The organism is Undibacterium sp. Rencai35W, assembly GCF_049340185.1.
Lineage (GTDB): Bacteria > Pseudomonadota > Gammaproteobacteria > Burkholderiales > Burkholderiaceae_D > Undibacterium.
In genome coordinates this window covers 20668-40740 of record NZ_JBMPPC010000005.1, presented here as the reverse complement: position 1 = coordinate 40740, position 20073 = coordinate 20668, and the positions used below count along the sequence as shown (strand labels likewise).

The 20073-nt window shown below is 49.7% G+C and carries 17 protein-coding genes; 10 read left to right on the top strand and 7 right to left on the bottom strand.

What is annotated here, in order from left to right:
* The first annotated feature begins 125 nt into the window (after positions 1-125).
* Complete coding sequence (locus tag ACO0K3_RS12110) at positions 126-2438, top strand: penicillin-binding protein 1A (RefSeq protein WP_422984905.1); 2313 nt, start codon at positions 126-128, stop codon at positions 2436-2438.
* An 86-nt stretch (positions 2439-2524) separates the two neighbouring features.
* Here the strand turns inward: ACO0K3_RS12110 and cyaY are convergent, their stop codons facing one another.
* A complete protein-coding gene (gene cyaY / locus ACO0K3_RS12105; RefSeq protein ID WP_422984903.1) occupies positions 2525-2839 on the bottom strand; it encodes an iron donor protein CyaY in 315 nt (104 codons plus the stop codon).
* 165 nt (positions 2840-3004) lie between these two features.
* On the opposite strand from cyaY, the gene lptM reads away from it, so the two are divergent.
* Entirely contained in the window at positions 3005-3157 is a 153-nt protein-coding gene (gene lptM / locus ACO0K3_RS12100; protein WP_422984901.1) for an LPS translocon maturation chaperone LptM, read from the top strand.
* Between the two features lie 90 nt (positions 3158-3247).
* Here lptM and ACO0K3_RS12095 read toward each other — a convergent pair whose 3' ends face one another.
* Positions 3248-3862, bottom strand: a complete 615-nt coding sequence (locus ACO0K3_RS12095) for a 1-acyl-sn-glycerol-3-phosphate acyltransferase (protein WP_422984899.1) — start codon at positions 3860-3862, stop codon at positions 3248-3250.
* A 44-nt stretch (positions 3863-3906) separates the two neighbouring features.
* Between ACO0K3_RS12095 and ACO0K3_RS12090 the strand changes: the two genes are divergently transcribed.
* Positions 3907-4641 (top strand): transporter, encoded by a 735-nt coding sequence (locus ACO0K3_RS12090; protein WP_422984897.1) that lies wholly within the window; start codon positions 3907-3909, stop codon positions 4639-4641.
* A gap of 51 nt (positions 4642-4692) precedes the next feature.
* Here ACO0K3_RS12090 and ACO0K3_RS12085 read toward each other — a convergent pair whose 3' ends face one another.
* The 5 genes from ACO0K3_RS12085 to ACO0K3_RS12065 form a co-directional block, all read right to left on the bottom strand.
* Complete coding sequence (locus ACO0K3_RS12085) at positions 4693-5334, bottom strand: sulfite oxidase heme-binding subunit YedZ (protein ID WP_422984895.1); 642 nt, start codon at positions 5332-5334, stop codon at positions 4693-4695.
* A 204-nt stretch (positions 5335-5538) separates the two neighbouring features.
* Entirely contained in the window at positions 5539-6519 is a 981-nt protein-coding gene (gene msrP, locus ACO0K3_RS12080; RefSeq protein WP_422954702.1) for a protein-methionine-sulfoxide reductase catalytic subunit MsrP, read from the bottom strand.
* Positions 6520-6724: 205 nt separating this feature from the next.
* Entirely contained in the window at positions 6725-7870 is a 1146-nt protein-coding gene (ccsB, locus tag ACO0K3_RS12075) for a c-type cytochrome biogenesis protein CcsB (RefSeq protein WP_422960221.1), read from the bottom strand.
* A gap of 111 nt (positions 7871-7981) precedes the next feature.
* Entirely contained in the window at positions 7982-10159 is a 2178-nt protein-coding gene (locus ACO0K3_RS12070; protein ID WP_422984893.1) for a cytochrome c biogenesis protein ResB, read from the bottom strand.
* Positions 10160-10274: 115 nt separating this feature from the next.
* Positions 10275-10946 (bottom strand): c-type cytochrome, encoded by a 672-nt coding sequence (locus tag ACO0K3_RS12065; RefSeq protein ID WP_422960219.1) that lies wholly within the window; start codon positions 10944-10946, stop codon positions 10275-10277.
* Between the two features lie 340 nt (positions 10947-11286).
* On the opposite strand from ACO0K3_RS12065, the gene yihA reads away from it, so the two are divergent.
* The 7 genes from yihA (at position 11287) to ACO0K3_RS12030 (ending at position 20064) form a co-directional block, all read left to right on the top strand.
* A complete protein-coding gene (yihA, locus tag ACO0K3_RS12060; RefSeq protein ID WP_422984891.1) occupies positions 11287-12033 on the top strand; it encodes a ribosome biogenesis GTP-binding protein YihA/YsxC in 747 nt (248 codons plus the stop codon).
* A 307-nt stretch (positions 12034-12340) separates the two neighbouring features.
* The gene (hemB, locus tag ACO0K3_RS12055) at positions 12341-13354 is read left to right on the top strand and encodes a porphobilinogen synthase (RefSeq protein ID WP_422984889.1); all 1014 of its coding nucleotides are present in this window, start codon (positions 12341-12343) and stop codon (positions 13352-13354) included.
* A gap of 23 nt (positions 13355-13377) precedes the next feature.
* A complete protein-coding gene (locus ACO0K3_RS12050; RefSeq protein WP_422984887.1) occupies positions 13378-14028 on the top strand; it encodes a lysoplasmalogenase in 651 nt (216 codons plus the stop codon).
* A gap of 65 nt (positions 14029-14093) precedes the next feature.
* Positions 14094-15350 carry a sterol desaturase family protein gene (locus ACO0K3_RS12045; RefSeq protein ID WP_422984885.1) on the top strand — a complete coding sequence of 419 codons (1257 nt, stop codon included), beginning with the start codon at positions 14094-14096 and terminating at the stop codon, positions 15348-15350.
* Positions 15331-16443 carry a magnesium transporter CorA family protein gene (locus ACO0K3_RS12040; RefSeq protein ID WP_422984883.1) on the top strand — a complete coding sequence of 371 codons (1113 nt, stop codon included), beginning with the start codon at positions 15331-15333 and terminating at the stop codon, positions 16441-16443. Before ACO0K3_RS12045 ends, ACO0K3_RS12040 begins: the two co-directional genes overlap by 20 nt.
* A gap of 113 nt (positions 16444-16556) precedes the next feature.
* On the top strand, positions 16557-18005 hold the full coding sequence (gene sbcB, locus ACO0K3_RS12035) for an exodeoxyribonuclease I (RefSeq protein ID WP_422984881.1): 1449 nt from the start codon (positions 16557-16559) through the stop codon (positions 18003-18005).
* 274 nt (positions 18006-18279) lie between these two features.
* Complete coding sequence (locus ACO0K3_RS12030) at positions 18280-20064, top strand: PAS domain S-box protein (protein WP_422984879.1); 1785 nt, start codon at positions 18280-18282, stop codon at positions 20062-20064.
* The last annotated feature ends 9 nt before the right edge of the window (positions 20065-20073 follow it).

The following is a 20073-nucleotide window of genomic DNA, read 5'->3' as shown; positions in this document are numbered from 1 at the left end:
TACAAGCTGGCAATACCAATTATTGTTGCTTTTATTTATACACTTCACTGCTTTCGCTGGGCGACTTCCCTCAAAGGATATAATGTCAGCCTAAATTCTCAATCGAAACACCACTAAAATCTCCCATGCCAGCGACACCCACTTCTTCAGATACATCAAAACAACAAGCAACAACGAAGACCCGCCATTGGGCAGTCAAGTTACTGCTGGGAACTGGCGGCATCATTCTGGGTTTATTCATCGCCGGATTGCTGATGATCGGATTCGCCTTAACTATGGCTTATCCGAACTTACCTGAACTGGATTCGATCACCAGCTATCGTCCGAAGATGCCGCTACGCGTGTTCTCTGCCGACAATATGCTGATCGCCGAGTTTGGCGAAGAAAGGCGCAATGTCGTGCATTTCAAGGAAATTCCTGAAATTATGAAAAAAGCTGTACTGGCGATTGAAGATGATCGTTTTTACGAACATGGCGGAGTCGACTATTTGGGTATCACCAGGGCAGCACTGCATAACCTGACCGGTGGCGCCAAGCAGGGTGCCTCAACGATTACGCAACAGGTAGCGCGTAACTTCTTTTTGTCCAGCGAACAGACCTTTAAACGCAAGATTTATGAAATCCTACTGGCCTGGAAGATTGAACAAAATCTGACCAAAGATCAGATCCTTGAGGTGTACATGAACCAGATCTACCTAGGTCAGCGTGCTTACGGATTTTCTTCTGCGGCGCAAATCTATTTCGGCAAAAGCCTGAAAGAACTCACCATCGCCGAAGCCGCGATGTTGGCTGGCTTGCCAAAGGCACCGTCTGCCTACAACCCAGTCGCCAATCCCAAACGCGCCACGGTTCGCCAGCAATATATCTTGCAAAGAATGAAGCAACTTGGCTACATCACCGAGGCGCAATATGAGCAAGCCAAAACCGAAGTATTTCATACCAAAACTGATAGTAGCGAATTTGGCATCCACGCCGAATATGTGGCAGAGATGGCACGCCAATTAGTGTACGAGCAGTTCAAGGAAGAAACATACACCCGAGGATTAAACGTCTACACCACGATCACCAAAGCGGACCAGGATGCCGCCTATCTGGCGCTGCGTCGTGGCGTCATGGATTATGAAAAGCGTCACGGCTACCGCGGCCCTGAGGCCATCATTGAAATCCCAGACAGCAAAGAAGCCGCTGAAGATGCGATCGAAAAAGAACTCGCTCAACATTCCGATAGCGATGACCTAGTGATTGCAATGGTGCTTGATGCCAATCCTAAACAGGTGAAAGCCGTGCTGGCATCTGGCGAAGAGATCCAGATTACAGGACCAGGACTGACATTTGCCGCTGCAGGCTTGGCGGCAACCGCACCAGCAAACAAAAAAATTCAGCGCGGTGCGGTCATACGCGTCACGCAAGAAGGCAAAAACTGGAACATCACTCAACTGCCTGAAGTGCAGTCAGCCTTTGTCGCTGCCAGTACCACCGACGGTGCAATTCGTGCGTTGGTTGGCGGCTTTGACTACAACATCAATAAATTTAATCACGTGACACAGGCATGGCGTCAGCCAGGCTCCAGCTTCAAACCATTTATTTATTCGTCGTCACTAGAAAAAGGGCTGTCACCGGCAACCATCATTAACGACGCGCCTATCAGTTTTGATGCGGGTCAGACCGGTGGTCAGGCTTGGGAGCCGAAGAACTACGACGGCAAATATGAAGGTCCGATGACCATGCGCAAGGGTTTAACCAAATCCAAAAACATGATCTCGATCCGTATCCTGCATAAAGTTGGCGCGAAATATGGGCAAGAATATACAAATCGCTTTGGCTTTTTACCGGAAAAAAATCCACCCTACCTAACCCTGGCTCTTGGCGCAGGTGCGGTAACGCCCTTGCAAATGGCGGGCGCCTATGCCGTCTTTGCCAACGGCGGGTACAAAATCAATCCCTATCTGATCTCAAAAATCACCGATACAACAGGCAAAGTCTTATCGCAGGCAAACCCCGACAAATCCGGGGATGAAGCCAATCGTGTAATCGACGAACGCAATGCGTTTTTGATGGATAGCATGATGAAAGATGTCGTGCGCTTCGGCACGGCAACCAAAGCATTATCCCTGAAGCGCCCTGATATCGCGGGCAAAACCGGTACCACCAATGATTCGTTTGATGCCTGGTTTGCGGGTTATCAGGCCAAGCTGGTCGGAATTGCCTGGATCGGCTTTGACCAGCCAAGAAATCTAGGTAATAAAGAAACTGGCGGCGGGCTGGCGCTACCGATCTGGATAGGCTATATGCAAAGAGCGCTCAAAGATATTCCTATCGAAGAGCGCCCGGTACCGAACGGCATTATCTCTGCCAATGGCGACTTTTATTATGCTGAAAATCCACCAGGGACTGGCGTTCAATCCTTAGAAGCAGAAACAAAAGTCATCGAAGAATAGATAAAGCTATAAATACAGCAGAGTTTGCGCCCTTGCCTCTGGTATCGCGATAACGACGTCTGAGACAATTGCATAAGCTTTGCGGACTACATCGCGCCCTGCACTTTAGCTACGGCGGACAAGGTGCTGAAAAATTCTGAGCCGTCGCGCGTATTAAGCCAGTGCTGACCGTCGTAGCGATAGTGAAAGCCACCAGAACGCGCTGCCAGCCACATCTCTTGCATCGGCGCCTGACTATTTACAATGATTTTTGAGCCATTGTTGACGAACTCGATTTCCAATACGTTACCACTTCGTTTGCACTCGACATCCAGTTCATCATTCTCAAACGCCTGTTCAAAAATACTCTCTACCTGACGCAGGCAAGTATCCGCCAGTGTCAAAAATTCGGTTTCGGTCATGCTACACTCCAGCGCAAACTTAAAACGCCATTGTAAGCCTTAATCCCAGATCGACTCCCAAAGGACCACGGAGTGCAAGGGCAATCAGCTTGCAAGTGTAGGCAGACAAGTAACCGTCCACATCAAGCAGACAAACGCTCACATCAACCAGGAATTTGTATGATCATGAAAATCACACGACTGTTCATCAGTACCGCATTCTTGTTCGCAGTCACTGCCTGCGGCCAAAAAGGTCCTTTGTACATCCCGAATAAATCGGGCTTAACAGCAGCAGCTGACGTCGAACCCGCTACCGCTCAGATAACAGCAACACGATAAAAATATATACTAGAGGTGAGTATATTTAAAAGCCTAGGAAAAAAATGCGGCATAAGGCATGTTTTCACCTATACTCCCCCATTATTAGCATTAGTCATCAGCTCTCAGCATGATAGGTGAGGCCAATTCTGGCCGGCATCCCTGCGTATCTTGCAAAACCGCTCGTATCGCCGCCATATCCTTGTCCACGTCGCCAATTAGCGGCAAATAATCGATCAGGCCGATTTCTTTTTTAGCGAAATCGAAATACGCACACCCCACCGGAATCTTGGCGGCCAGCGCAATATGATAAAAACCGCTGCGCCAATATGGGCGATGACTGCGCGTCCCCTCGGGTGTGATAGCCAGCCAATACCAGTCAGCGCGGTTGATACGTTCGGCTAAGCGGGCGATAGCCCCGGTTGATGCCTTGCGCTCAACTGGCTCGCCACCGAGATAGCGCACCAGACGACCGATGGTCGCGCCAGTTACTCCTTCGAACAGCGTGGATTTAGCAATGAAGTGAAAAGGCATACCAATCGCCCACATCGCCAGAACACCAACGACGAAATCCCAGTTTGATGTATGCGGATACACGACGATCACGCCACGCGGTCCGGGCAAGGGTTTATACAATACCCGCCAACCGATCAGTTTCATTGTTATTACAGCAAAACGCTGCAATCCTGTCTCGACATTTTTTGTTGTAAGTAGATGTGCTGTCATAATTTTTCAGTATGATGTCCGGCGATTATGCCAAGGAGAAATTAATGATGCAAAACAAACTGTCGTTTTTGTTCGTGCTAAGTTTGTTTAGCAACACAGCCTTCGCCGCCCACCCGTTGGTGACCGAGGATACGGGCATGCAAGGTCTCGACAAGCAGCAGATCGAACTCAATATGGATCATGTCGACTTCGCAGGCAGGCGCACTCAAGTCAGCGGACTCACCTATACCTATGGACTGCGCGACAGCATTGATCTGTATGCCAATCTACCGCTGACCTGGAGTCAGCCGTCCGGCATTAACGACGTGGCACTCGGCACTAAGATCTTGTTTTTGGAAAAAGAAGAGCTGAAACTCGCATTCAAAGCGGAATGGCAACTGCCAACCGGGAATCCGAAAAAAGGATTGGGAAGCGACAGTCAGGATGCGAATTTATTGCTAGTCGGTAGCTATGATCTCTCGGACTGGACCGTGCAAAGCAATCTCGCCCTGACGGCACATCGATTCCGCGACACGATCAGCCACAAGGACAGCCGCAGCGTCGTATGGCGTGCCTCAACTGCCGTGCTCTATACCATCCGGCCTGAGTGGAAAGTATTAGCAGATATCAGCATCGCACAAAATGAATTGCTCTCCCGGCGCAATGCGGAAGTCACGAGAGTCATCGGCATCATTGCCTCCCCCACGCCAGATATTGACGTGGATATAGGAGTGCAATTTGTACAGCATAATAGTGGCCTGGAAAAACGATGGGGCGCGGGACTTAGCCTGCGCTATTGAGTGCTGCTGTTGAGTACAACTATTGAGTGCCGCTACTGAACACTCTGCTTATTAATGACGACCGGCTATGGGCATACGGCTACTTTGCCAACGCCAGAACAAGCGCGCAATAAGCAATGCCGCTACGATCAGGCCGAATAAAACTGGCTGAGAAAAATCATGCTTACCGGCCTTCATCCAAAAATAATGTAGAACGCCTAAGGGAGCGATCAGGTAGATCAGGCGATGCAGCCATTGCCAGCGCTTACCGCCCAGGCGTTTAATCATGCCATTGGTGCTAGTCACCGCCAGCGGCAGCAACAAGACGAACGCTACAAAACCAACTGTAATAAAAGGCCGCTTCAATACATCCTTCCACATCTCGGCCACATCAAATCCATGATCGAACCAGAGAAATGTCGTGAAGTGCAGCAAGGCATAAAAAAAAGTGAATAAGCCCAACATACGTCGCAACCGTATCAACCAATGCCACTGCGTGAGTTTACGCAGGGGTGTCATCGCCAGCGTAATACACAGCAGATACAAGGTCCAGTCACCCGTATTTCTGGTAATGAATTCGACCGGATTGGCACCCAGCTTATCCAGAAAAGCGAAACTGAACAGACGTAAAAACGGCAACAGCGCGACGATGAACAAAATAACTTTAATCAACGAGAGTTGCTTAGGTGATGGCTGATATGCTGGCAAGCGCATTACATAATCCAAAGTAGGTGGCGTAATTAGGGATGAAACAGATGTGGACAGTTCATTACTATGATCAAAACTCCTCTAATTTCGGCAGATTGCGCGCATTTAACACTGCTTTTACGACATTCATCCGGCGTAATCCAGCATTAATTACAAAGAGACAAACCGGCTGAACCGACCAAAACTAAGTACGGCTCAAGCCTGCTCAGATCAATAGAATTTTTTCAAATCCATCCCTGTATATAAAGAGGCGACTTCGTTATAACCGTTGAACATCAGCGTCTTGCGCTTTTTGGCGAATAAGCCGTCCTCACCAATACGGCGCTCGGTTGCCTGCGACCAGCGCGGATGATCAACATCAGGGTTCACATTCGAATAAAAACCGTACTCACTTGGTGCAGCGATATTCCATGCGGTTCTGGGCTGTTCTTTCGTTAAGCGGATTTTGACAATCGACTTCGCTGATTTAAAACCATATTTCCAGGGTAAAACCATGCGTACCGGTGCGCCGTTTTGATTCGGTAACACTTCGCCATACATACCCAGACTCAGCAAGGCCAGAGGATGCATCGCCTCATCCATACGCAAACCCTCTACATACGGCCACTCAAGCACCGGACGGCGCAAACCCGGCATCTGTTTCTTGTCATCCAGTGTGATGAATTCGACAAATTTCGCATTACCGGTCGGCTCAACTTTTTTAATCAGGTTCGATAAAGAATAACCAATCCACGGGATCACCATCGACCAACCCTCAACACAGCGCAAACGATAGACCCGCTCTTCCAGCGGGGCGAGTTTGAGTAAGGCATCAAGATCCAGCGTCACCGGCTTCTTCACTTCGCCCTCGATTGTGACAGTCCATGGCCTGGGCTTAAGCGTGCCCGCGTTCATCGCCGGCTCTGATTTATCGGTGCCGAATTCATAGAAATTGTTATAGGTTGTCGCGTCTTTGTACGCTGTTTTTTTCTCGATCAGCGCATAAGCGGGATTCAGCGTCGCAGCAAGTTTTTGCGCGCCCGGCGTCTGGGCAAATGCTTCACGGTTCGCCATCTCAAACAAGGCGCTACCGGCAATCGACCCGACCGCCAACTGACGAATGAAATCCCGGCGCGACTCAAATACCTCACGCGGCGTGATCTCGGATGAAAATGGCAATTCGATACCGTTGGGACTACGTTTGATCAACATGATGACTCCATTTACGACGACGAAGGGATGAACTTGCTTGATTTATAAGCCAGTCAAGATGACGGCTTACAACTTAGACGACGCAAGTAAGGATTTAGTTTCTCATGAGTCGACATAGTCTGCTGAACCTTACATTTTTTTGATGTTCGCCATAAAAAAAGCACTGCATTTTCAAATGCAGCGCTTTTTTCCGGTCAGTACAAACTTACAGTGCGCCGTAAGAATGCAAACCCGACAAGAACATATTCACGCCGAGGAAAGCAAAGGTGGTCACGATCAGTCCGATCAACGCCCACCATGCCGCCATCTGGCCTCGCAACCCCTTCATCAGACGCATGTGCAACCATGCAGCATAGTTGAGCCAGACAATCAGTGCCCAGGTCTCTTTAGGATCCCAGGACCAGTAACCACCCCAGGCTTCTGCCGCCCAGAGCGCACCGAGAATGGTCGCAATAGTGAAGAAGGCAAAACCGACTGCAATCGCTTTGTACATCACATCATCGAGCACTTCGAGCGAAGGCAGGCGATCTTGCAAATAACCTTTAGATTTCAGCAAATAGGCGACCGCTACCATCGACGCCAGGGCAAAAGTACCGTAACCAATGAAGTTTGCCGGCACATGGATTTTCATCCACCAGCTTTGCAAGGCCGGTACCAGCGGCTGAATCTCGGACGCATCGCGTTTGACGGTATACCACAGCAAAAAACCGACCGCAGCAGAAATCACAATCAGGACAAACGGACCGAGCTGACGCGTCGCATATTGTTGTTCGTAATACAGATAGAACAGCGCCGTGATCATCGAAAACAGGATAAATACTTCATACAGGTTCGAAACCGGAATATGACCAATATCCGCGCCGATCAGGTAAGACTCATACCAGCGCACCAGCATACCAGTGAAACCCATAATCACCGCAGACCAGCAGAGGATAGATCCGACCGAAGAACCGAAATCCGAGCGCGCAATCAATCCGCCCCAATAAAACAAGGTGGATAAAAAGAACAATGTGCTCATCCACAAAATCGCCGATTGACTCGACAATAAATACTTCAGGAAAAACTTTTGATTCGCCATTTCCAGCGAACCGTTATACAAATGCACAGCAAAGAAGGTGATTAAAGCAAGGACGAGGAACAGGCGACGTACTGGTTTCCAATGCCATCCAAGCCACGCAAACGCAGGAACTGCGCATACCAGAATACCTTTTTCATACACGTCCATAAAAGTACCAAAGCGACCAAGTGCCAATATCGCGCCAATACTAAGCGCAAACGCATAAAGCCAGTCCAGAGTACCAAGACGTTTAAAGAACCCTTGGTAAGGTGCGTTGTTATGTGTCATTTCCATCATGTTTCCAATCTTAAATCTTACTTTCTGGCGTCAAGCGATATATCTGGGACGAAAGGAGCAAGGATCATCCGCTCACTAAAGTGACCACAGTGTAGTCGATTAGCTCGCTTAGGGTACTTGTCCCGGCGTTGATGCAGATCCAGACTGCGGCGACAAATGCGCGAGCTGGTTCTTCAATTGCTCAAATTCTTTTTCAAAATCCAGCGTCTTACGTTGCGAACTCAATGCCATCAGGGCAGTGGTAATGTTTTCGCCACTTGCACCAACATCATTGTCTTTTAACCAGATCCATAAGCGACGCTCCCGGATATAAAACATCGAGAATACGCCAATCACCAGGAACAGGCATCCGAGATAGACCACGTTCTTGCCAGGCGAACGCGTTACCTGTAATACCGATGCCTTCACTTCTTCAAACCCGCTAAGCTGCAAATACACTGGCGCACCATAGAAAAAAGAATCAGACAAAGCGTTGATCGATAACTGCATAAACCGGGCGCGTTTCTCTGTCAGTTCCAGTACAGGCAAACCCGCTTGTTCACGTGAGACTTGCCACAGATCCCACATGCTGCCATTGAGTATCTTCATAAAAACATCGGCGGCTTTTCCCTGCTCCGCTGCTGGAATTTGCTCAAGAAAACGGGAGATCGCGACAAAACCGGTGGCCTGATTTTTACTGTCTTTAGTATCTCCCGCAAAAATTGCCAGACCTTTTAGTGCAGACAAGCGCAACTGTTCCTGTAATTGTTTTTGCATTTGCTCTGAGCTCTCGGGCAGCGCATGTTTGACATAGCGCTGGGCAGCGATCTCACGCCATGCTGGATTTGCTAGCGCAGCACGCAGCCTCATCCACTCAATGATCGTGTCATCATCGTCAGCCGGGATGCGCAGATAACGAAATTGCTCATTCGGATTGTCACGCGTACCGGCAAGGAACATCGTTGCACCGTCGAGCTCCATCGGCTGCATATAATTATGGAATTCTCTGGCCTGTCCGGTCTTGTCTCGCAGTTTGTACTGCACACTCGGGCCGACGTTTTTTAAGTCTTTGCTGTTCGCATTCTTTGCCGCCGATCCGGTATGTTTGTCCAGATCGAGGCTCAGTTGCTGATTAAAACTCGTATTGGTATTCACCGCGCGCAGGTCTTGCCCGGCTTTCATATTTTCCACATTGAATGGCCGGAAGCCCGACCACTCTATCGTGTAATCATTGTCACCCGCCGATTTGAGAGGAGTAGAGCCACCAACCTCGCCTGCCAAAGTGAAGCTAGTCGATTGGGCTCCACTCATAGGAAAGGCCGTCATGGACAAGCGACTGCCGCCATCTTCAAAACTTGACTGATACACTGCCACACCTTTGTAGATCAGCGGCTCATTCACTTTGATGGTGGCGGAAAAAGTCTTACCGGTTTCATGATCCTTGACCATGACCTCGCTGGCGAACAACTTCGGCATACCCGTCGAATAATAATCAATGATGAATTTATTCAGTTTGATGGTGAAGGGTAAATCCTGAATCAGCACGCCTTTAGGCTGAGGAATAATCGCCGTGCTGCTGGTCGCGCCTTCCGGGATCATGGTGTTGCCACGGAATGTAGGATTGGACAGAGATAAACGATGTTGTTGCGGAATATTCGCGATAATACCGCTGCCATCAAATGCGACCTTACCCATAAACCATTGCTGCATGCGGATAGATAAATCCGAGTCCAGCATACCGCCAATGCAGATAATCACAATCGCACTGTGCGCAAAAATATAACCCCATTTGTTTGCAGCACCTTGCTTGGCACTGATCAGCGTCGCACCGTCTTTTTCAGAAATTTTGAATTTATAGCCAAGTCGTGCAATGTGAGCGCTAATCTGAGTCGCGCTGGCAATCCGCGACCCGGCCATATGCCAATCCGCTTTGTGATGAAAATTACGCAGAGACTGCTCGCGTACGTTGTCACGCCAGCTGCGCATATCCTTCAGCATTTTGGGTGCATTACGGATCAGGCACAGGCTGGTCGACAAGACCAGAAACGTCATGATCAGCAAAAACCACCAGGCCGAATACACAGCATACAAACCGAGTTTGGCAAAGATCTCAAACCAGAACGGACCGAACTGATTCACATAATTTGGCATAGGCTCGTTCTGTTTCAGCACCGTGCCGATGGTGGAGGCAATCGCAATCAGCGCTAGCAGGCTGATCGCAAAACGCATTGATGACAGCAACTCAACCGCATCCGCCAGCCAGCGACGCTCGGTTTTGATCTGTATTCCAGCGGTATTTGTTTCCATAAAATCCTGAAAATAAAAAAGGGGATGGCTTTTGCCACCCCCTCCATTGACTACTTATTTATTTGATCGGCGATTACTTAAGCTTACTTAAGAATACTTATTATCGCTTACCTTCTTACTTCAAGCCTGCGACGTAGTCAGCAACTGCTTTGATTTCATCATCGGACATGCGTTTGGAGATCGTCGTCATCTGTGCGCTGTTTTTACGCACGCCAGTACGGAAATTCGTCAATTGTGCAATCGTGTAATCCTGATGCTGACCCGCAATACGCGGGAATTGCGCCGGAAGACCAGCACCATTTGGACTATGGCAGCCAGCACATGCAGGAACATTTTTCTCAGCGATACCACCACGGTAAATTTGTTTGCCGATTTCGACGATATCTTTATTTTTTGCAGAACCTGGCTTGGATTTTTGTGTGCTCAGGTAGGCCGCCAGATTTTTCATGTCGTCTTCTGTCATCGCTTTAGCAAATGTCGTCATGACGGCATTGTTACGATCGGGACCAGTAAAATTCGATAATTGTTTAGCGATGTAGGCTTCGTGCTGACCAGCCAATTTAGGATTCACAGAGATGGTTGAGTTGCCAGCTGTACCGTGGCAGGAGGCACAGGCCACGATGCCGCGTGCTGCATCGCCATTGGTGTACAGAGCTTCGCCTTTGGCCGGGTCTGCTTTAGCAGGAGCTTTGTGCTCTTCGTTGGCATAGGCCATTGAGGTGACTGAAGACAACGCCAGAACAGCGATGCTGAGGGACTTCAAGAAAGGAGAAAAAGCACGGTTCATTCAAACACCTTGAGACTAAATGATGGAAATCTGCCCTATTGGCAACGCATAGTTGTGCTGTTGGTAGCGATGCCTGAATTGCATCCGCACGACCCGACAGTACAATAAATACAACAAACATACAAAATGCGGGATCGGAAACATGCAGCCCAATACCTAACCCCTTATTGTACAATAGCTTTTAAGTGAAACACTTTCTTCTGTTGCATTTTCCATGCAATTTCGATGCTCCGGGTTGCTTCGTTCTGCCTAGTCCAGTGTAAGTAACATCTAAATACGGACTTTAGTGCCGGCTTCACCCCGATCATCTTTACTATTATTTAAAGCGCACGTACCTCTTATGTCTATCCTATGGCAAGCCCGTTTCTTTACCACGGTCAATCATCTGCGCGATTTGCCGCACACCACAGTACCGGAAATTGCCTTTGCCGGTCGCTCCAATGCGGGCAAATCGACTGCGATTAATATTTTGTGCAATCAAAAAAAGTTATGCTTCGCATCCAAAACACCGGGACGCACACAGCATATCAACTATTTCTCCATCGGCGGCGCTCATGTAGGGCAGCATCGTAAAGATGAAACCCGTGTCGATGAAATCCGCGCCTTGCTGGTCGACTTGCCGGGTTACGGCTACGCCGAAGTTCCGGGTGCGGCTAAAACTCACTGGAATCAATTGCTGGGCTCGTACGTACAAAAACGCGATCAACTATCCGCCCTGGTCCTGATGATGGATGCACGTCGCCCTTTTACCGATCTCGATACGCAAATGCTCGAATGGTTTGCACCGACGGGCAGACCCATCCACTGCCTGCTGACCAAGGCGGACAAACTGAACCGCAACGATGCGACCAATGCACTACGCCTGACCAATAATATTTTATCCAGCTATACCGATGCGAATGGCCAACCGTTTCCTTTTACGGCCCAATTATTTTCATCACTGAAACGCACAGGTATTGAAGAGGCTGATGCCAAGATACAAAATTTGTTGGGGCTAGATATTCCGCTTACGCCAAGTATTCCGCTGACCGAGAATACCGCAGACACCCACACCAGCGACCCGGCAGCCATTGGTACACAAGATTAAAAAAAGCAAAAAGCGCAAACCGATCCAGGCTGAGAAAAAAGAGGTCAATAACCGGCAATGCGCCGATTGCATAATCGATTGGATAATCGCAGTGTGATGTGCGGCCATAAAAAAACCCCGGCCGATTGCATCGAGCCGGGGGAATAACGCCGATTCGCATAGGGACGAACGACGCCCGCTCAGGGAGGAGAAGCGGTAGGCTTAAGACACTGGATTTTAAAGACCTGCACTTAACACCTATCCCTCTGAGCTTGCGCTTGGAAAAAAGTTTCATTACTCTGAACAAAAAATTTTTACGGTGATCGTCATGTCTATTACAAAACCTGCCCAATTCCCTGCTATCCGTATGCGCCGTATGCGCCGTGATGTGTTCTCACGTGCACTAATGCGCGAGAACAGCGTGACAGCATCTGATCTGATTTATCCTGTGTTTGTGATTGATGGCGTCAATCAATGTGAAAAGGTTGCGTCTATGCCCGGCGTGGAGCGTGTCTCGGTGGATGTGCTGCTTGGCGTGGCAGAAGACTGCGTTGCCCTCGGCATCCCTGTGATGGCCTTGTTCCCGGCGATCAATCCTGGGCTGAAAACACTAGACGGCGTTGAAGCGACTAATCCAAAAGGTTTAATCCCGCGTGCAATTCGCGAACTCAAAAACCGTTTTCCGGAACTCGGCATTTTGACCGACGTTGCGCTCGATCCTTATACCAGTCATGGTCAGGATGGCCTGATCAATGCAGACGGTTATGTCTTGAATGACGAAACCACCGAGATGCTGGTGCGCCAGGCATTGACCCAAGCGGAAGCCGGTGCCGATATCGTCGCACCAAGCGACATGATGGATGGCCGTATCGGTGCGATCCGTCATGCGCTGGAGTCGCACGGCTATATTCATACCCGCATCATGGCTTACTCAGCTAAATATGCGTCCGCGTTTTATGGTCCATTCCGCGATGCCGTTGGTTCAGCAACCAATCTGGGCAAAAGCGATAAAGCGAATTATCAGATGGATCCGGCAAACAGCGATGAAGCGTTGAGGGAAGTCGCCCTTGATCTGGCAGAAGGTGCCGACATGGTCATGGTCAAACCAGGCATGCCGTATCTCGATATCGTGCGACGCGTCAAGGATGAATTCAAAGTACCGACGTTCGCTTATCAGGTCAGTGGCGAGTACGCGATGATCAAAGCCGCTGCGCAAAATGGCTGGCTCGACCACAACAAGACGATGATGGAAACCATGCTGGCATTTAAGCGTGCAGGTGCCGATGGCATCCTGACGTATTTTGCCCGCGACGTCGCACGCTTGCTGAAACACACTGCCTGATCACCAGGCGACTGCTTATTACGATGACGCTGACTCTGTTAATCATCGTCTCCGCTGCGCTAGCGATCGCTGGTGCAGGCGCGCAAGACAATGTGATCTGGCTGCACTATGTGTGCAAGCCGCTGACCACCATGTTGATTTTTTATCTCGCTTTCCGTGCTACCAGTGTTAGCCCGCCGTATCGACGGGCTATATTGACGGGCATTCTCTTTTCCCTATTCGGCGATATTTTTTTGATGCTGCCAGCGACCGTCGTCAAGCCTGGATTTTTGCTTGGCCTCGGTAGTTTTTTGTGTGCGCATATCTGCTTTCTGCGCGCACTGACTAGCGATCACCGCTTCTTTTCACGTCCGCTAATTTTTCTTGGTATTGGTACGCTTGGCGCAGCGAATTTATTCGTGCTGTGGCCGGGACTTACTTTGGATTTGCGTATCCCGGTTGTCATCTATGTCGTCTGCCTGTTGTGCATGACAGCTCAGGCCATCACACGCCATCTGAGCATACAAACCTCAGCAAGCAAATGGGCAATGGCTGGCGGCATACTATTTATGCTGTCAGATACGCTGCTGGCTTACAATAAATTTTATACGCCGCTACCGCAAGCGAGCCTGCTGATTCTGTCGACTTATTATGCTGCACTGAGCCTGATTGCGCGTTCGGTGAACCGCTCCTGAATACGAGTTAATTACATCTGAATTTTCTTACCCCGACACCTCAAATCATTTTTATCGCGATCATCATGCAAGAGAAAATTATTACCTTTGCGAGTCCCGTTTTTTTCTTATTGATCGCCATTGAATTCATCGTTGCCCGACGTCGTCAGCGTCATCTGTACCGGATTAACGATGCCATCAATAGTTTGAGTCTGGGCGTGATGAGTCAGATCATTGGCGTGTTTTTAAAAGTCTTGGCAGTCGGTGTTTATGCTTGGGTCGCGCAGCGTTGTGCGATCTTTCATTTATCCGGCGATGATTGGTGGGTCTGGGTGTCCGGCTTGTTGCTGTATGACTTCTTGTATTACTGGCTGCACCGTATGGGGCATGAGACCAATCTTTTGTGGGCGGCGCATGTCGTCCATCATCAGAGTGAAGCATACAACCTGACTACCGCATTACGCCAGACCAGCACTGGCGCTTTGTTCGGTTGGATTTTTTATTTGCCGCTGGCGGTGCTCGGCTATCCTGTGCATGTATTCATCATCGTTGCATTGATCGATTTGCTATATCAGTTCTGGATTCATACCGAACAGATCGACAAGCTCGGCTGGTTTGATCGCGTGTTCGTGTCACCATCTAATCACCGGGTACATCACGGTGTTAATGATCTGTATCTGGACAAAAACTACGGTGGCATTTTAATCTTGTGGGATCGCTTGTTCGGTACCTTTATCGAGGAACAAGATGCACATCCGGTAGTGTTCGGCACACGCAGTCCGTTACGCAGCTGGAACCCTCTCTGGGCTAATCTCGAAGTATATAAAGCCGTTGCTGCCGATGCCTGGCGTACCCGCAACTGGTGGGATAAATGCCGTATCTGGCTGATGCCGCCAGGATGGCGTCCTGCCGATATTGCGGCAAGAGAACCGGCGAAATCCTTCGATATACAACGTCCCGAATACAATCCGCCACTGAACGGAGCTCGCATGTGGTATTGCCTGATTCAGTTCGCAGTGAGCTTGCAAGTTGCCACCCATTTTCTGACGGTTGCACCTGTCGCTCATGCCGCACAATTGGTGCCGTATGCAATCTGGCTTGTCGCCGGGCTGTGGATCGTCGGCGGTTTAATGGAACAAACACGCTGGCATACCGGATATATCGGGTTGGAAGCCGTGCGATTACTCACCACATTAGTGATGGTCGTTGTCAGCGCTAGCTGGTTTCAATTAGTCGCTTTACCAGTGTTGGCTCAGATGGCAATCGCTACCGCCTGTATTGCCTCACTTATCGGACTCGGACTCATTTTTAAGACTACTGGGCATGGACATCTTTCACGTTAATGACACACAAGTTGTACTGAACCCGGATGCATCGGTTCAGCCGCAAGGATTTATCTGGCTCGATGCAACACATGATGAGGTGAATCTGAATCCCGAAGCATGGCGCGAAGAGGTCGCACGACTGACAGGTACACAAATTTATGATTTGCATTTAAAAGACGCGGTCAATTTAACCCACCCGTCTTACTTCGATGCGACCCAGGATTATGAGATGGTAGTGTTTCGCAAACTGGCATTGAATGGTGAAGCGAGCGCATTAACAGTCGCGGAGCAAAGCGAGCAGCAAAAGCGCAAAATTCCTGCTGCACTGAATAAACTCGTGACGGTGCCGGTCTCGTTTTTTTTGATGGGAAATGCACTGGTCACTGTCCGAGCAGAAAAAAGCCGCACCATCGATAACGCGCGTACCCGCCTGCTCAACTACAAACACAAAGCAGAGGGTAACGGTCACTCCAGTCGCCTGCCCTGCTCGCCAGAGGATCTGATGTTACGGCTGCTTAACGCGATGGTGGATCAGTATCTGGAATTACGTCAGCCACTGACCCAGCAGCTCGATCGTTGGCAACATGCACTGCTTGATCCGCGTCGGCCTTTTAACAACTGGATGGCGCTGCTCGACTCGCGGCTGGAATTGCGTAAGCTCGATAATCTTTGCGAGGAACAACGTGACGCATTGCAGGAGTTACGTGACCACATCGTCGATGCGCATGACGGTAGCGACAGCAATGATGGCCGCGCCAAGGATTTGCTGCTGGTTCGGACCAACGATGTGATGGAGCATATCAGCCGTGTCCTGAACCATGCCCGCCGCCTGGAAGCATCACTGGAATCGGCAGTGCAAATTCATTTTTCTGCGATGGCACACCGGACCAGCGAGATCATGCGTACGCTGACCGTGATCACCGCGCTGTTTATGCCACTGACCTTGATTACCGGCGTATTCGGGATGAATTTCGAAGTCATGCCTTTACTCAAAAATGTATCGGGATTCTGGATCACAATGGGTGCCATGCTGCTGATCGTGATTGGATTGTTAATCTACTTCCGCAGTCAACGCTACCTTGAAGATCAGGCAAGCCGCCGTCGCGACTGATATCCGTATCATATACTGGGGTGGAGTAGGAACAAAAATAGGCATTTATCCGCAATGATTACCTAGGGATTTAAAAATACTCCTCCATATTTGAATCAATATAAAGAAACCATATGCAAGAACTCAGCTTTCTCTGGCACGACTACGAAACCTTCGGCGCACAAGCGCGGCGTGATCGCCCCGCCCAATTCGCCGCGATCCGCACCGACGCTGAACTCAATGAAATCGGCGAGTCCATCATGCTGTACTGTCAGCCAGCGAATGATTTTTTACCAGATCCGCAATCGTGCCTGATCACGCATATCACGCCACAAACCTGTCTCGAGCGCGGCATCCCAGAATATGAATTCGCCGCAAAAATTGAACGTGAACTAGCCCAAACCAGTACCATCGGCGTCGGTTACAACACCATCCGCTTTGACGACGAGATTACTCGCTTTATGTTCTGGCGCAATCTCATGGATCCGTATGCGCGCGAGTGGCAAAACCAATGCGGCCGCTGGGACATCATGGACATGCTGCGCACCACCTATGCGCTGCGCCCGGAAGGCATCAACTGGCCGACCAATGAGGAAGGCAAGCCAAGCTTCAGACTTGAGCATCTGACCGCAGCGAATGGGATTGCGCATGAAGCGGCGCATGATGCCTTGTCCGACGTACGTGCCACGATTGCGCTGGCGCGTCTGGTACGGGAAAAGCAGCCGAAGCTCTTTGACTTTTGTCTGGCTTTGCATAAGAAAGATAAGGTCGCGGCAGAAATCGGTTTGCCTATGATGGGTAAAGCGTTTCTGCATGTCTCTGGCATGTTCCCGACCGAGCGGGGTTGTCTAGCGCTGATGTGGCCACTAGCAGTCCATCCCAAAAATAAAAATGAAGTCATCGCCTGGGATCTCGCTCACGATCCGGCAGAACTGGCAACGCTCGACGCTGCGACAGTGCAATTACGCATGTTCAGCAAAACCGGCGATCTGCCTGAAGGCGTCAGCCGCCTGCCCGTGAAGACGGTACATTTAAACAAATCACCAATCGTCATCGGCAATCTCAAAACCCTGTCACCAGCGATGGCCGAGCGCTGGAAAATAGATATGAATGTAATACAAGAGCATATCGACAACGCCACCGTATTGATGAGCGATCACGCTGCACCATTACGCGCATTGTGGGAGCAAGTATATGCACCGCGCGATCACGAGACAGCGGATGTCGATGAAGATCTGTATGGCGGCTTTGTGGGTACAGGAGACCGGCGTTTGCTAAACGATTTGCGTACGATGACACCGGAACGTTTGGCACAGGCACAGCCAGATTTCCAGGATGCTCGCTTAAGCGAATTGCTGTTCCGCTACCGCGCAAGGAATTTCCCTGACAGCCTGAATGAGATGGAACAAGCGCAATGGGAAGAACATCGCATTGCCAGACTACTCGATGGTGAAGGCAAGGCACGCAATGTCGATCAGTATTTCAATGAGATTGACCAGCTGTCAGAAGAGGCCAGCGAAGCCGACGAAGAGATTTTAGGCGCACTGTACGACTATGCGGAGATGGTGGTGCCGGCTCGATAATCTAAAATGTTATACAGAGATCAAATGTGGAGATCGGACAACTTAGTAGATCACTGAGCAGATCGCTAAACTGAACGTCAGAACGATTTACCTCAATCTGTGACCAGAATGACTCACGATGCCGGATTCCACGTCGGCATAAAGATCAAGTATTGACATCGCAATTCGTCGCGATTTCAATGCTTTTTTCTTAGCCAGAAAATAATACAAAACTTGAACTATTGCAAAAGTTGCACTATAAAGGAGTATTACGCACTTATTACATAAGATGCTTATGGCTCCTGAAGACATGGATCAACTATTTGGCCTGCTCCTGGAGACAGCCCCCATCGGCGTAGCGGTCGTCAACCGCGACATGACACTGCGCTACATCAACAAGCGCCATGCAGATCTCAACCACCTGCAGGTTTCTGCTCAAGTCGGTCACCACATTCGTGATTTTTTACCCGCAGCTGCCGTCACAGTTGTCGAACCAAAATTACAGTTTGTACTTGATACCGGCTCACCCCTAGTAAACCAAGAGATCCGCGCAGTCGATCCGTTGCAAGCAGGGCGACCACTACATCGACTCGCCTCATATTACCCATGGAAAAACAAGCATGGAGACATTCTCGGCGTGCTGGCGATCATACGCGATGCGACGATTGATCAGTTTTCAGAGCAATTAGTCAGAGAGAGTGAGCAGCGTCTTTTGCGGGTGCTCGACAACCTCTATGCTTTTGTCGGCGTGCTGGCGATTGACGGTACCTTGCTGGATGCGAATGCCGCACCTTTATTGGCGGCGGGCCTTCACATTGAAGATGTACGAGGAAAGAAAGTCTGGGACTGTTATTGGTGGACGCATGACAGTGAAGCGCAAGAACAATTAAAGCAAGCGATAGAACGCTGTCGCCAAGGGGAAACGCTGCGTTACGACGTGCAAGTCAGAATGGTCAATGACAGCCGCATGTGGATCGACTTTATGCTGGCGCCGCTGTACGACAGTGAGGGGCGCATCACACACCTGATACCGTCCGGCATGGATATTTCGCAACGACATGCCAGCGAGAGTCGCCTGCAATTATCCGAAGAACGCTTTCGCTCGGTAGTTGAATCATCAGACGATGCGATTATCAGTAAATCCTTAGATGGTCTGATCACCAGCTGGAACCCAGCCGCAGAACGTCTGCTCGGCTATCAGTCCGCAGAGATCATCGGTCAATCGGTCACGCTCCTTTTTCCTCAGGATAAATTGAGCGAGGAAGCGGAGATCATGAGGCGCATCCAGCTCGGCGAGCGGGTGCCTTCGTTCGAAACAGTCCGTATCCATAAAGATGGACACAAGGTTGATATCGCCGTCACCATCTCGCCCCTGCGAGGCAATAATGGCGCGATCGTCGGCGCCAGTAAAATCGCCCGCGATATTTCGGAACAAAAACGCTATCGCGAATTACTGGAACGAGCGCTCGATGAAAAAACCTCACTCCTCCACGAAGTCCATCATCGCGTAAAAAATAATCTGCAAATCGTATCCAGTCTGCTACATCTGCAAGCGCGCAAAGAAACACCCGAAGTCAGGCAGGCACTGGCAGAAAGTCAGGGGCGCATCAAGGCAATGGCGCTGGTCCATCAGTTGCTATACGAATCAAATACAACCGCCGATATCAATCTGGCTGATTACCTGCGACACCTGGTTTCTTTGACGAGCGCGACCTACGGCATGAGCAGCCGGGATATACAAATTTTATTCATCCCATCACATGAAAAAATCAAAATTGATATTCAGCGTGCGATTCCTTGCGGACTGATTATCAATGAGCTGATATTGAATGCGACAAAACATGCATTTCACGGCAAAACTAGCGGCAAAATTACGATAGAGCTGCACGCCGGTGCTAATAACAAGGCACGAATCGTATTGTCAGATAACGGCTGCGGGCTGCCAGAAGATTTTAGCTGGAGCGGTGAAGGCAGTCTGGGCAAACAACTGATTCCAATGTTTGTGCAACAGTTAAAAGGAGAATTACAGACAGAATCGACATCCAGTGGCGCACATTTTGTGATTGAGTTTGTTTCATAGATTCAGGAG

What these genes read in the sequence shown, in the direction of transcription:
- ACO0K3_RS12110 (WP_422984905.1), top strand. Translation starts at nt 126, where the DNA reads ATGCCAGCGACACCCACTTCTTCAGATACATCAAAACAACAAGCAACA.
- cyaY (WP_422984903.1), bottom strand. Translation starts at nt 2,839, where the DNA reads ATGACCGAAACCGAATTTTTGACACTGGCGGATACTTGCCTGCGTCAG.
- lptM (WP_422984901.1), top strand. Translation starts at nt 3,005, where the DNA reads ATGAAAATCACACGACTGTTCATCAGTACCGCATTCTTGTTCGCAGTC.
- ACO0K3_RS12095 (WP_422984899.1), bottom strand. Translation starts at nt 3,862, where the DNA reads ATGACAGCACATCTACTTACAACAAAAAATGTCGAGACAGGATTGCAG.
- ACO0K3_RS12090 (WP_422984897.1), top strand. Translation starts at nt 3,907, where the DNA reads ATGATGCAAAACAAACTGTCGTTTTTGTTCGTGCTAAGTTTGTTTAGC.
- ACO0K3_RS12085 (WP_422984895.1), bottom strand. Translation starts at nt 5,334, where the DNA reads ATGCGCTTGCCAGCATATCAGCCATCACCTAAGCAACTCTCGTTGATT.
- msrP (WP_422954702.1), bottom strand. Translation starts at nt 6,519, where the DNA reads ATGTTGATCAAACGTAGTCCCAACGGTATCGAATTGCCATTTTCATCC.
- ccsB (WP_422960221.1), bottom strand. Translation starts at nt 7,870, where the DNA reads ATGGAAATGACACATAACAACGCACCTTACCAAGGGTTCTTTAAACGT.
- ACO0K3_RS12070 (WP_422984893.1), bottom strand. Translation starts at nt 10,159, where the DNA reads ATGGAAACAAATACCGCTGGAATACAGATCAAAACCGAGCGTCGCTGG.
- ACO0K3_RS12065 (WP_422960219.1), bottom strand. Translation starts at nt 10,946, where the DNA reads ATGAACCGTGCTTTTTCTCCTTTCTTGAAGTCCCTCAGCATCGCTGTT.
- yihA (WP_422984891.1), top strand. Translation starts at nt 11,287, where the DNA reads ATGTCTATCCTATGGCAAGCCCGTTTCTTTACCACGGTCAATCATCTG.
- hemB (WP_422984889.1), top strand. Translation starts at nt 12,341, where the DNA reads ATGTCTATTACAAAACCTGCCCAATTCCCTGCTATCCGTATGCGCCGT.
- ACO0K3_RS12050 (WP_422984887.1), top strand. Translation starts at nt 13,378, where the DNA reads ATGACGCTGACTCTGTTAATCATCGTCTCCGCTGCGCTAGCGATCGCT.
- ACO0K3_RS12045 (WP_422984885.1), top strand. Translation starts at nt 14,094, where the DNA reads ATGCAAGAGAAAATTATTACCTTTGCGAGTCCCGTTTTTTTCTTATTG.
- ACO0K3_RS12040 (WP_422984883.1), top strand. Translation starts at nt 15,331, where the DNA reads ATGGACATCTTTCACGTTAATGACACACAAGTTGTACTGAACCCGGAT.
- sbcB (WP_422984881.1), top strand. Translation starts at nt 16,557, where the DNA reads ATGCAAGAACTCAGCTTTCTCTGGCACGACTACGAAACCTTCGGCGCA.
- ACO0K3_RS12030 (WP_422984879.1), top strand. Translation starts at nt 18,280, where the DNA reads ATGGCTCCTGAAGACATGGATCAACTATTTGGCCTGCTCCTGGAGACA.